Annotated in this window: 10 protein-coding genes; 5 read left to right on the plus strand and 5 right to left on the minus strand. The window is 46.5% G+C overall.

Annotated elements, in window-relative coordinates:
• The first annotated feature begins 22 nt into the window (after window positions 1–22).
• From JZY04_RS01275 to JZY04_RS01285, 3 genes are read left to right on the plus strand one after another with little or no spacing between them, the layout of a single operon-like run.
• Window positions 23–1,888 (plus strand): ABC-F family ATP-binding cassette domain-containing protein, encoded by a 1,866-nt coding sequence (locus JZY04_RS01275; protein ID WP_122142417.1) that lies wholly within the window; start codon window positions 23–25, stop codon window positions 1,886–1,888.
• Complete coding sequence (locus tag JZY04_RS01280) at window positions 1,885–2,718, plus strand: histidinol-phosphatase (protein WP_122142416.1); 834 nt, start codon at window positions 1,885–1,887, stop codon at window positions 2,716–2,718. Before JZY04_RS01275 ends, JZY04_RS01280 begins: the two co-directional genes overlap by 4 nt.
• 11 nt (window positions 2,719–2,729) lie before the next feature.
• The gene (locus tag JZY04_RS01285) at window positions 2,730–3,554 is read left to right on the plus strand and encodes a glycoside hydrolase family 16 protein (RefSeq protein WP_181996359.1); all 825 of its coding nucleotides are present in this window, start codon (window positions 2,730–2,732) and stop codon (window positions 3,552–3,554) included.
• 15 nt (window positions 3,555–3,569) lie between these two features.
• Here the strand turns inward: JZY04_RS01285 and JZY04_RS01290 are convergent, their stop codons facing one another.
• Both JZY04_RS01290 and JZY04_RS01295 read right to left on the minus strand, forming a co-directional pair.
• Entirely contained in the window at window positions 3,570–5,591 is a 2,022-nt protein-coding gene (locus JZY04_RS01290) for a polysaccharide lyase 8 family protein (protein ID WP_122142414.1), read from the minus strand.
• A gap of 195 nt (window positions 5,592–5,786) precedes the next feature.
• Entirely contained in the window at window positions 5,787–7,022 is a 1,236-nt protein-coding gene (locus JZY04_RS01295; protein ID WP_005809286.1) for a fucose isomerase, read from the minus strand.
• A 169-nt stretch (window positions 7,023–7,191) separates the two neighbouring features.
• Here JZY04_RS01295 and JZY04_RS01300 point away from each other — a divergent pair, with 169 nt between their 5' ends.
• Together JZY04_RS01300 and JZY04_RS01305 are read left to right on the plus strand one after the other, a co-directional pair.
• On the plus strand, window positions 7,192–8,391 hold the full coding sequence (locus JZY04_RS01300) for a pyridoxal phosphate-dependent aminotransferase (protein ID WP_005776370.1): 1,200 nt from the start codon (window positions 7,192–7,194) through the stop codon (window positions 8,389–8,391).
• Window positions 8,392–8,460: 69 nt separating this feature from the next.
• Entirely contained in the window at window positions 8,461–9,705 is a 1,245-nt protein-coding gene (locus JZY04_RS01305; protein WP_005776372.1) for an ABC transporter permease, read from the plus strand.
• A 5-nt stretch (window positions 9,706–9,710) separates the two neighbouring features.
• Here JZY04_RS01305 and JZY04_RS01310 read toward each other — a convergent pair whose 3' ends face one another.
• The 3 genes from JZY04_RS01310 to JZY04_RS01320 form a co-directional block, all read right to left on the minus strand.
• Entirely contained in the window at window positions 9,711–10,883 is a 1,173-nt protein-coding gene (locus tag JZY04_RS01310; protein WP_122142413.1) for a glycosyltransferase, read from the minus strand.
• Window positions 10,884–10,952: 69 nt separating this feature from the next.
• On the minus strand, window positions 10,953–11,951 hold the full coding sequence (locus JZY04_RS01315; RefSeq protein WP_122142412.1) for an AI-2E family transporter: 999 nt from the start codon (window positions 11,949–11,951) through the stop codon (window positions 10,953–10,955).
• A gap of 62 nt (window positions 11,952–12,013) precedes the next feature.
• Window positions 12,014–13,270, minus strand: coding sequence for a PAS domain-containing sensor histidine kinase (locus JZY04_RS01320; protein WP_005809155.1), 1,257 nt, complete (start codon window positions 13,268–13,270; stop codon window positions 12,014–12,016).
• Between the last annotated feature and the right edge of the window lie 4 nt (window positions 13,271–13,274).

A 13,274-nucleotide genomic window follows, 5' to 3' on the forward strand; every position in this document is an offset into this window, starting at 1 on the left:
CATTTTATCATATACGATTATTATGACCCCTTATTTGCAAGTAGATAACCTTACCAAATCCTTTGGGGATCTGGTACTTTTCGAAAATATTTCCTTCGGTATTGCCGAAGGCCAGCGTATCGGCTTGATAGCTAAAAACGGTACAGGTAAAACCACCTTGCTGAATATACTTTCCGGTAAGGAAGGATATGACAGCGGAAATATTGTGTTCCGCCGTGACCTTCGTGTAGACTATCTGGAACAGGATCCGCAATATCCCGAAGAACTGACTGTATTGGAAGCCTGTTTTCATCATGGCAACAGTACGGTGGAGCTTATTAAGGAATACGAACGCTGTATGGAAACCGAAGGACATCCGGGACTGGATGACCTGTTGGTGCGTATGGACCATGAAAAAGCCTGGGAGTACGAACAGAAAGCCAAACAGATTCTTTCTCAACTCAAGATACGGAATTTTGAGCAACAGGTGAAACATCTTTCCGGAGGCCAACTCAAACGGGTGGCTTTAGCCAATGCCCTGATTACCGAACCGGACTTGCTGATTCTGGATGAGCCCACCAACCACCTCGATCTTGATATGACCGAATGGCTGGAAGAGTACCTTCGTCGTACGAACCTTAGTCTGTTGATGGTAACGCATGACCGTTACTTCCTCGACCGGGTCTGTTCTGAAATCATTGAGATAGACAACCGTCAGGTTTATCAGTATAAAGGGAATTACAGCTATTATCTGGAGAAACGCCAGGAACGCATTGAGGCGAAGACGGTAGAGATAGAGCGTGCCAATAATTTATATCGTACCGAGCTGGATTGGATGCGCCGTATGCCGCAAGCCCGCGGACATAAAGCCCGGTATCGTGAAGATGCTTTCTACGAACTGGAGAAAGTAGCCAAACAACGGTTTAACAACGACAATGTGAAACTGGAGGTGAAGGCTTCCTACATTGGCAGTAAGATATTTGAAGCCGATCATCTCTATAAGAGTTTCGGTGACCTGAAGATATTGGAAGATTTCTCTTACATCTTTGCCCGTTACGAAAAGATGGGGATTGTTGGGAACAACGGTACGGGTAAGTCTACTTTTATAAAGATATTGATGGGACAGGTGCAGCCCGATAGCGGTACGCTGGATATCGGAGAGACCGTACGTTTCGGATATTACTCGCAGGACGGATTGCGGTTTGACGAGCAAATGAAGGTGATTGACGTCGTGCAGGATATCGCCGAAGTGATTGAGCTGGGTAACGGCAAGAAGCTGACAGCCTCTCAGTTCCTGCAACATTTCCTGTTTACTCCCGAAACTCAACACAGCTATGTTTATAAGCTGAGCGGTGGAGAGCGCCGTCGTCTTTATCTCTGTACCGTGCTGATGCGTAATCCGAACTTTCTGGTACTTGATGAACCGACAAACGATCTCGACATCATTACCCTGAATGTGCTGGAAGAGTATTTGCAGAACTTCAAGGGATGCGTGATTGTCGTTTCCCATGACCGCTATTTTATGGATAAGGTGGTCGATCACTTGCTGGTATTCAATGGACAGGGAGATATCCGTGACTTTCCCGGTAACTATAGCGATTACCGGGACTGGAAAGAAGCGAAGTCCCAAAAGGAGAAGGAAGCTGAGAAACCGCAGGAGGAAAAGACAGCCCGTGTCCGTCTGAACGATAAGCGTAAGATGAGTTTCAAAGAGAAACGGGAGTTCGAACAACTGGAGAAAGAAATAGCCGGGCTGGAAGCCGAGAAAGCACAGATAGAGGAACTGCTTTGCAGCGGTACACTTTCGGTGGATGAACTGACCGATAAATCAAAGCGGCTGCCGGAGGTAAACGATTTGATAGACGAGAAAACCATGCGCTGGCTTGAACTTAGTGAAATAGAATCATGAATCTGACCAATTATCATAGCCATACCCTCTATTGTGACGGTCGGGCCGGCATGGAGGATTTTATCCGTTTTGCCATCAGCCAGGGATTTACATCCTATGGTATTTCTTCGCATGCTCCGCTACCGTTCCCTACCCATTGGACGATGGAGTGGGATCGTATGGACGACTATCTGACTGAGTTTGCCCGGATGAAGGAGAAGTATGCTTCGGAGATTGAACTGGCTATCGGCCTGGAGATAGACTACCTGAATGAAGACAGCAATCCGGCTGTGCCGCGTTTCCGCGAATTGCCGCTCGATTATCGTATCGGCTCGGTACATTTGCTCTATAACGATCGGGAAGAAGTGGTTGATATCGATGTGTGTGCGGAAGTATTCAGGGATATTGTCGATCAGCATTTCGGTGGTGATCTCGATCGTGTGGTACGTCTGTATTACGAACGTCTGTTGCGGATGGTGGAATTGGGAGGGTTTGATATCTTAGGACATGCCGACAAGATGCATCACAATGCAGCCTGTTACCGTCCCGGCCTGTTGGACGAACCTTGGTATGATAACTTGATGCACGATTATTTCTCTGCTGTTGCGGCCAAAGGGTATATCGTAGAGATCAATACCAAGGCTTTGCATCACTTGGGTACCTTCTTCCCGAACGAACGCTATTTCCCGTTGTTGAAAGAGTTGGGTGTCCGTGTACAGGTGAACAGTGATTCGCATTATCCCGAACGTATCAACAGCGGACGTCCCGAAGCATTGGAGGCTTTACGGAAGGCCGGGTTTGAGACAGTGACCGAATGGCATGGTGGAAAATGGGTGGAGGTCTCACTTTAAACCAATATATCATGAAACACAAAAACTTATTGTTAACCTTGCCGTTTGTCTTTTGGACATTTGCCGGCATATCATTGTCATCCTGCAAAGATACTCCTGTCCGTAAGCTTTATGAAAGTGATATAGACTGGAAGCTCACTTGGCAAGATGAGTTCGAGAAAGACGGTACACCCGATCCGGAAAAGTGGGTGTTCTCTCCTTGGCATCCCTTTTGTCGGGACAATAACTTTGTTACATTCGTAAAAGACGGTAAGTTGATTTTGCGTGCTTTGCCCAATAGCGATCCGAATGATACGATCCGCTACATGGCCGGTTGTGTTGAGACTTTGGGTAAAAAAGATTTCTTGTACGGACGCTTTGAAGTGTGTGCCAAACTGGGCAGTGCTAAAGGTTCCTGGCCTGCTATCTGGCTCAAACCGACCGATTCTACAACGTATGGTGCGTGGCCCAAATGTGGAGAGATCGATATAATGGAACAATTGAACAAAGATACATTTGTCTATCATACCATGCATACCGAATATATCAAAGTGTTAGGACATAAAACAGATCCGGACTATTATACCACTGCATCCTACAATCCGCATGAATTTAATGTGTTTGGGATGGAATGGACACCGGATAAGATTGATATGTTCATCAATGATTCGCTCACTTTCAGTTATCCCCGCATCAAAGAGGAGGGTTCTGTGCAGTGGCCTTTCGATGTTCCGTTCTTCCTGCTGCTCAACCAGATACTTGGAGGATGGGCCGGAGAGATAGACGACGCGGAGCTTCCCGTACAGATGGAGGTCGACTGGGTGAGATATTACGAATTGCCTGAAAATATGAGATAGCCGGAAGGTAGATTCTTAGATCTCTCCTTTGGGAAAAATAGCTTGGGAAATCGGGGTACCGTCTGCACGATACAGATAGGCTCCCGGTTTTTTTATAAGTATCTTTTTTCCGTTATACAGCTTGAGAGTCGTTGCCTGCCAAACAGCGACGTAGTACATTTTGTCGATAAATGCCACCTGTGCCTTTTCGTCATTTTGCAATACCTGTACTTTTGAAATATCGAATGCAGCCGTCTTCTCCTGAGTGGAAGCCGGGAGCACCAAATACCGGTAAGTGGCAGGGACACCTGACGGATGTTTGATGTAAATAGAGAAAATTTCATCTTCCAACATCCGGGGAGCGTACATTCCCATGAAGTCGTGCCACTGTCCTTTCTTCTTTTCTGCCAGTGCCAGGCAAAGTTCGTCCTGCAGAAGGATATATCCGGTGTTGTCGTGGAAATAACGGCGGTTTCCTTCCGTCCATATTTCACCATTTTTGAACCGTTGATCGATGGAGGTGATAAGTGTGGCAATGCTGTCTGCATGGATATCGCTTCCCAGGCACAGGATAAATTCATTGGTGAATATCCATACTTTGTTCGCGGATAGCCCGTTACGGTTCAAGTGCATGGCGGTGATTCCCTGTTTTCCGTTTGTTGCTCCACCTGTGAAATTGGTTTTGTTGCGTGAATTCGGTCCGTTATCTGTCGGGATGGGAGCATTGCTTTCATAGGTTGTGATACCGGGTATCCGACACCAGTTCCAGAAAGGGAAAATATTGTGGTATTCATCTCCCCGAATATACGTATAGACAGCTCCGTCTGCCATGTAATATCCCTTCAGGTTATCCTCATTTACCAGTTCCGTACCGATCACCCGGCTGGATGCCATGCGTAAAGATGCCATCCAGACAGAGGTACGGTGAATGGTCAGGTCGGAATCTTTGAAGAACTTATTTCCTGTGAAATCGTTTTCTGTGTCCGGATGTAGAAAGTTGCGGGCTATAAATGCCTCTATTTCCTGTGTCTGCTGTTTATTGCTTCCCTTCATCAGTGAGCAGGCTGCGAAGAGTAGGTTGAATGATTTGTGAAGATCGGCGCTGTGGAAGAGTTGCCGGTTCAATCCGTTTACGTCCCAATGGCCTTTCCATACAATCCATTGATACCCTTTCAGAAGAAGGGATACAAGGATATCCTGTTGCTCCTGGCTGAATGCAAGAGGGGTGTCGGCAAACAGTTCGGAATAAAAACTCATGTTGCAGAGGAAAGAAAGTCCGTAATTGCCGAACTGTTGTTGGGGACCATGCTGATGGAAGCTCCAGTCCGGCTGAATACCCTCTTTCTGTCCCAGTACGATTTCCGAGCCAATGTTTTCCCGTGCCTCTTTTACCAGTTGGGAGTCATTCAAGAGCAAGCCCCGGATCAGTACGTTGCCTGCCAGCCATACTTTGTTCTGTCCTGTCATGCCAAAATGGGATTGTTCCATCATCCGCACGGCTTCTTGCTTTTCTTTTTCCGTCATTTCTGCTTCGAAAAGGAGGAAAGCCGGTCCCAAGGTGCGGGGAATACCTATTTGATTGTACCACCAGTTTTTGCAGACCAGTTTTTCGGTGAACCAGTAATTCATGGCTTGGTGAATAATGCTGGTTACGGCTGAAATCTCTTGTGCGGAAGCATTCTCTTTTTCGCGGGCATAATATTTGGTTAGTTTCAGTATCCGCTCTGTGTGTTGTTTCGGTTCCCATCCCGAACGTTTGGTATCGGCATAATTGATGTCCGGCCATGAACCGTCTCCCCGTATCGTACTGATCAGTCGGTGTATCTCTTCCCGGCGGATAGGGTAAAGTTGTTGAAGTTCGATAACGTTCTGGTCGGATACCTCTTTTTCGGGAGGAATTTTAGATAATAGTTGTAAGAAAGCTTGTTTGCTCTCGTCCTGTCCGATAACCGATTGGATATAATTCTGCTTGATAAGTTCGCTTTCTTTGCCTGTTTGTGCAGTAAGATGAGAAAGGAAAGTACAGATAAACAGTACTGATAGGAAGATTCTTTTCATATATCGTGTGTCTTTCATTGCATGTCTTAAATTAGGCCTTGACGGGAGGAATGTGTCAATACTCTTTCCACTACGGAGAATACAGGGTAACACAGATTATCTGTGTTGGTAACCAATGATCTGAAATTCTCTCCGTGTCACTCTGTATTCTCTGTGGTGAGTTTTGACTTTACCTCCGTTAAGCCCTGAGTGCATTTACTCCGTACGTTTACAGGAGTTTGCCTGTAAGAATTCGTTCAGTGCATCTTCATAATTACCTTGTAACAAAATGTGATGGTTCCCGAGTGGATTCTTCAGGAAATAATCAGCCGGTGCATTCATTTTTATACGTACTTGTGTACGGCACATATTGATGTAATTGGTGTTTTCGGTCAGAGTTCCGGTAGAAAGGTAATATTCGTCCAGACATTCTCCACCACATTTCACGATAGTGACATCTCCGGTCGGCAGCAGTCCCTGAATACCGATACCGCTTTCCGTTTCAAAATGGCTGCGGATGATGTAACGTTCGGTTTGCTTCATTCCGATTGTGCAATGTGCCAGTATTATTTCGTTGCTCCGGGCGTTAATCATTGAAGGATTTGCCATGAAACCTACTTTCCCGGTCAGTGCTTTGGCGGCGAGTAATGTAAATACAGATTGCAGATCCCCTTCACATCCGGCAATGATCCCTTCGTCGTTCAGCATGGCAAGAGCCAGGCAACCGGTAGTACCGGTGCGCTCTATCAGTTTGAAACAACTCAGGGTGACGGCGCTTAGTTTTTCTTCTTTACAGATTCGCTTGACGGCCCGGTAAAGGCGCATTGCCTTAATCATATCTTCGGGAGTCCCTTCACGGCATGCCAAAGCTTGCGAAGCAACCGCGGCGCATGAAGCACCGACTTCGTTGTCTGTAATACGGTCGTATACGTCATAAATCCGTTCCAACGGAATGTCCAGATACTCAATTCCCCAACGCCGCTTTGCGAGCAGATAATCCACATTACTTGCAATCAGCCATGAAGAAGGGGTGCCGATCACTCCGATGCGAAGCCCTACTAATGAACGTTGTGCCTTGAAATTGGTATAAAGTACCTGGATTCGTTGAACGATACTCATAAAGTCTCCATGGAGGATTTCACTTTTCATACCCCGCCCACGTAACCAAGAGGAAATTTCCAGTGCCGCAGCCAGGGAGTTTTGCATTCCGTCGGCCAGTATAATGGCAGGGCGGGGGAGCGATTCGAAGCATTGCATTACCAGTCTTTCTACCCCTCCGGTAGCAATGAAAATGATGCTGAATTCATCTTTTGGCAACTGGCTGATGTCCCGGTAATCAATAAAATTTACGGTGAAATATTTTTCCAGTTCACTGAGAATCGCTTCGTGCGAACTACGTACAGTGGCTTGCTTATGCAGAATCGATGCAAATGTGATCAGGTTTATGGTCATTATGTTATCGTTTTAGGTTTGTAGTTATACAAATGTATCGTTTTCCGTTGATATTACCACAACGTTTTTACCCTTGATAAGGTTTTTAAAGTTTTTATGTCTTTGTGTCCGATTTATTGTGTACATTTGCCGCTCATATTTATTAATTGATCATTTATAATTCAAGATTATGCCAACCATATCGATTCGCGGAACAGAGATGCCTGCATCTCCTATCAGAAAGCTGGCTCCCCTGGCAGATGCTGCCAAACAGCGGGGAATCCATGTATTTCACCTGAACATCGGACAGCCGGACCTGCCCACTCCTCAGGCCGCGATTGACGCGATACGCAACATCGACCGCAAGGTGCTTGAATATAGTCCCAGTGCCGGTTATCGTAGCTATCGCGAGAAATTAGTAGGATATTACGAGAAATTCAATATCAACCTGACAGCAGATGATATAATCATTACTACCGGAGGTTCCGAAGCTGTACTTTTCTCATTCATGTCGTGCCTTAATCCGGGAGACGAGATCATTGTTCCCGAACCTGCTTACGCCAACTATATGGCTTTTGCCATTTCGGCCGGAGCTAAAATACGCACCATTGCTACGACAATTGAGGAGGGGTTCTCTCTTCCGAAAGTAGAGAAATTTGAAGAGTTGATCAACGAACGTACCAAGGGTATCTTGATCTGTAATCCGAATAATCCGACCGGCTATCTGTATACCCGACGTGAGATGAACCAGATCCGTGACTTGGTGAAGAAGTATGATCTTTTCCTTTTCTCCGATGAAGTGTACCGTGAGTTTATCTATACCGGTTCCCCTTATATTTCGGCTTGCCATCTGGAAGGAATTGAGAATAACGTGGTACTGATTGACTCTGTTTCCAAGCGTTATTCGGAATGTGGTATCCGCATCGGTGCCTTGATAACCAAGAATAAAGAAGTGCGTGATGCAGTGATGAAGTTCTGTCAGGCACGTTTGAGTCCTCCGCTGATCGGACAGATTGCTGCCGAAGCCTCACTGGATGCTCCCGAAGAGTACTCACGCGAAACTTATGACGAATACGTTGAGCGCCGTAAATGTCTGATTGACGGTCTGAACCGTATACCGGGTGTTTATTCCCCCATTCCGATGGGAGCTTTCTATACAGTAGCCAAGTTACCGGTCGATGATTCGGATAAATTCTGTGCCTGGTGTCTGTCTGAGTTTGAGTATGAAGGACAGACAGTGTTTATGGCTCCGGCTTCCGGTTTCTATACTACTCCGGGCTCCGGAAAGAATGAAGTCCGTATTGCTTACGTATTGAAAAAGGAAGATTTAACCCGTGCGCTCTTTGTTCTGCAAAAAGCATTGGAGGCTTATCCGGGAAGAACAGAATAAGACCTGATGTCATCCATTCATTCACATAGTCAAAGCAACTCCGTTCCCTTTTCCAAAGAGAAGGGCAAGGTGAGGCTTTCCTATTTTCTTGCCCGTCGGATTTATCGTGATACGGACGGGGGGAAACAAGTTTCCCGTCCTGCTGTCCTGATTGCCATGATTGGCATTGCTATCGGCCTGGCGGTGATGATCATTGCCGTATCTGTAGTGATTGGTTTTAAGAGTGAGGTACGTAATAAAGTGATCGGCTTCGGCTCCCATATCCAGATCAGTAATTTTGATGCGGTAGGGTCCTACGAAACTCATCCGGTTGTGGTGGATGATAGTATGATGATCGCTCTTTCCGCCCGTCCGGAAGTGAAACATGTGCAGCGATATTCCACCAAACCGGGGATGATAAAGACAGATGACGCTTTTCAGGGCATGGTGCTCAAAGGTGTCGGTCCGGAGTTTGATTCTGCCTTTTTCCGCGACCATCTGGTAGAAGGAGAGATACCGGTTTTCAGTGATACGGCTTCCACCAATCAGGTGGTCATATCGAAAGCGATAGCTGACCGGCTGAAACTGAAACTGGGAGATAAAATATATGCCTATTTTATCCAGAAAGATGTGCGTGCCCGCCGATTGACGGTGAAAGGTATTTACCAAACGAACTTTTCTGAATATGATAATCTCTTTCTGCTGACTGACTTGTATTTGGTGAACCGTTTGAATAACTGGGCCCCCGGACAAGTGAGCGGAGCAGAGTTGCAGGTACGTGACTATGACAAACTGGAAGATATAACCTATGGTATAGCCGTTGATACGGACAATAAGCAAGATGTTTACGGGGGGACTTATTACGTACAGAGCATCGAACAAATGAATCCTCAGATATTTGCCTGGCTCGATCTGCTCGACCTGAATGTATGGGTCATTCTTATCCTGATGATTGGGGTAGCCGGCTTCACGATGATTTCCGGATTATTGATTATCATCCTTGAACGCACACAGATGATTGGCATCCTGAAGGCTTTGGGAGCCAATGATTTCACTATCCGTAAAGTATTTCTGTGGTTCTCTGTCTTTCTGATTGGGAAAGGGATGTTGTGGGGAAATGCAATTGGCATTACTTTCTGTGTTTTGCAGTCACAGTTGGGACTTTTTAAACTCGATCCCGAAACTTACTATGTAAGTATGGTGCCGGTTTCCATGAACATCTGGCTTTTCCTTCTGATCAATGCCGGCACCTTATTGGCTTCTGTATTAATGTTGGTCGGTCCCTCTTATTTGATTACCAAGATCAATCCGGCCAGTTCTATGCGGTACGAGTAGTCAAGTTATCTTCGCATAAAATCACCCTTTCTGCGATAGAGACGGTAGAGTCTGAACTTCAGGGATTGTAGCGGACGGATGATGTCGAAAACCGGTAGTGTAAAGTAGTAAGAGCGGTTGTCTCCCATCTCATTGGCTGTTTTGTTGATGACGTAGGCTTGCGCCGAATAACGTACGATCCATAACAATAGAGCCAGTCCCGTAGCCAGCCAGTGAAAAGAGAGGATACCGAATACGATTCCCGACATGCAGGCGACATAAAACAATAGCCTTGTGGCGGTTTCCAACCCCAGTAACCAGCGTTGTGAACCTTTATAGAAGCGTGCGGTTGCCATATAGCTTACCTTTTCTTCTTTCCAGTCCTTATAGCGTTCCACAGGTTGCATCCGTATCACTGAATCCGGTGAGGTTTCCACCCGGGTATTGTTTTCATTGGCAATTTGGTTGATAAACAGGTCATCTTCTCCCCGCTGCATGTTCAAGTGGGTAGAAAATCCTTTGACTTTGAAGAACAATTCCTTGCGGTAGGCCAGGTTGCGCCCGATGCCCATGTACGGTTTACCCGCCAGGGCAAAACCCAGATAACGAAGCGAGGTGAAAAGCGAGTCGAAAGATACCCGTTTGTGCAGCCATCCTTTTCCCCGTTCGTAACCGCTATATCCCAGTACGATGTCTGTACTCGGCGTGAAATTGCGTGCTATCCGTCGAAGCCACTTGTCACTGACCGGAGTGCAGTCGGCCTCGGTGAATACCAGCCAGTCATATTTACTGGCTTTAATGCCCAGCGTCAGTGCCAGTTTCTTCCGGCTGATGTACCGCGCGCTGTCCGGTGTGAAACTGTGATACAGGTTCGGGTATTCTTCTTCCAGCTCTGACAGGAGATCTTCGCTTTCGTCCGTAGAACCATCGTTGATGACGATTACTTCAAAGTTCGGATAATCCTGTTTCAGGATAGCGGGCAGGTTTCGGCGCAGGTTTTCCGATTCGTTGCGTGCACAGATGACTACAGACAGCGGGGGAAGTTCCCGTCCGAAGTGTACTTCATCTTTTCCAACAGCAAGGTTGTGGGTGTGTATCCGGTTATACAGTCCGAGATAGTAGATAAGTTGAACGATCAAAAGAACGCCTGCGGCTGATAGCAGTATCAGTTCGGCCGTATTGAATGTGAATGTTTCCATTGAATCTTACAAGATGTTTACGTCACAAAAGTACATAATTTTTCAGAGATTAGGTGATTTGTTTCTTTCTTATTTCTTATTGTCCAGATATTCCTTTTTGAACATATCGACAAATAACAAGAACAGCGATAACATAAGCGGTCCGAAGATGACTCCCATGAATCCGAACAACGGTAATCCGATGACTACACCGAAGATTGTAATAAGCGGATGGGTGTCTGCCATTTTCTTCTGTAAGATAAAGCGTATCAGGTTGTCACATTGCGAAACGACAATTCCTCCGTAAGCTGCCAGCCCGATGGCGTTTGCCCATTCACCGGTCAGTGCAAGGTAGGCAGCCACCGGAAACCAGACGAGAGCAGTCCCCACCATCGGGATGATTGTAGCAAAACAAGTCAGAACACCCACTAACCAGGCATTCGGTGCTCCGAAGATAAAGTAGCCGATTAGTGCGACTCCTCCCTGAATAACGGCAAGTAAGGGAATGCCGATGGCATTGGAGCGGACAATCATGTTGATATTGTGTGTTACCTCCCGGGTGTTTTTCTCATTGAAAGGTAGGATGTCGTCAATGTAGGACTCCATTTTGGTTCCTCCTATCAGCATGAAATAAAGTACAAAGACCAAAACAAACAGGTTGATTGCAAAGCTGCTGATACCTCCCATGACTGCCTGTCCTATTTTGGGGAGCAGAGAAACGATGAACGAAAGTGTGTCACTGCCCAGCACATCATATCCTGTTTTCGCTTTGATGATCCCTGCCAATTCTTCAACAGGGGCAATAATGGCCTGTGGGTCCAGATTGATGTCCTGCAACTTGTTGACCAGCATCCATACAATCAGAGAAATAGGTACCAGGAAGCATAGGATGGCTTCACCTGTAATCAGCAGGGCTGCGAAACTTCGTTTCATTCGTGCACCGAGATACATCATTTGTCTCCGGACCAGGATATAGATGGTGAGTGCTCCCAATAATCCGCCGAGAAAAGGGGTAATTTGCCGGAACAAGATGATGCCCAGCCCGATGATGATGATAATCAAAGAATATTTCCAATATTTTTCTTTCATAATAAATAAAAAGGAGAGTAGAGATTCCTCTCTATTTATAACATTACACCTACTAAAATGTTTCAGTCCTGAGGCAGGTCGATACTGAAAATTGTTTGTCCCGGACGACTCTTACGGATCGATAAGTGTCCGTCATGTTGTCGGATGATCTGCTTGCAGAGACTGAGTCCTATTCCGCTTCCTTCCGCTTTTGTGGTAAAGAAAGGAATGAAGATCTGCTCACGTATCTCTTCCGGGATGCCGGGACCATTGTCTTCTATTTCTATCAGCAGACGGTCTGCCTGTTGCAGGCGGAGGATGATTCTGCCTTCCGTCTGTCCTTCGAGAGCCTGCATCGCATTCTTCAGTAAGTTGAGGAATACTTGTGACAGCTGGTTTGCGTCGCCGTCGGTTTCTATCGAATCCGGTGTGGATTGTAACACGAAGTGAATGCCACGTTCGCGGAAATCACTTTGCAACAGTTCTTCCAGGTTGCGCAACATATCGGTCAGTGAGAAACGTTTCTTTTCCGGGTGAGGGAGGTAGGACAGATGCCGGAATGATTCCGTGAATTCCATCAGCCGTTCGCTTTGCGTTTGGATAATCCGTAGCCCGCGGGCTGACTTTTCGTTGATATCCGGATATGCGGATAAGGTTTGTGAGAGTGAAATGATCGGTGCAATCGTGTTCATGATTTCATGGGTCAGCACATGTGTCAGTTTGCTCCACGATTCACTCTCCTTATCACTCAGCTCGTCACCGATATCTTTGATGGATAAGATGGTTATGGTTTCACCTTCCAGGATCATCTCTTTTCGGGATATGCTGAGGCTGTCGCGAATGCCGGTTGCATTCAGCAGTTGTGCCAGTTGCATTTCGGTGTAAAGACGGTTGCACTTCAGCAGAGAGAAGGCAGCACTGTTGGCAGTGATGATTCGGCCCGAAGCATCCCAGGCAAGCACGCCGCTGGGCACTTCTTCAAGTAACGACCGGTAGAAGTGCTCCTGTTTCTGGTTTTCGCCTTTGGTACGGGCAAGCAGGTCATTGAGCCGGTTGAGCGAACGGTTCAGTTGTTCCTGTTCTTTGCTGACATTCACTTCCGGAAAGTAGAGCATATTGTCTTTATCCTGCACTGCATCGAAGAACAATTTGATTTTTCGGTTGAATGTATTTAGCCGCCGGGTCAGTGCACCGATCTGAAAAAGAGAACATAGCAATAATATACTGCCGATGATGTATCCGGTGCCGGATAAGATCAGCCATAGTCCGGCACCTGCCGTAGCGAGTATCAGTACGATGTGGAGCAGTATAATGAAATAGATGCGTCGGCTGAATATCATCGGG

Origin of the sequence: Bacteroides sp. 11BF (genome assembly GCF_019633765.1) — a bacterium.
GTDB lineage: Bacteria > Bacteroidota > Bacteroidia > Bacteroidales > Bacteroidaceae > Bacteroides > Bacteroides hominis.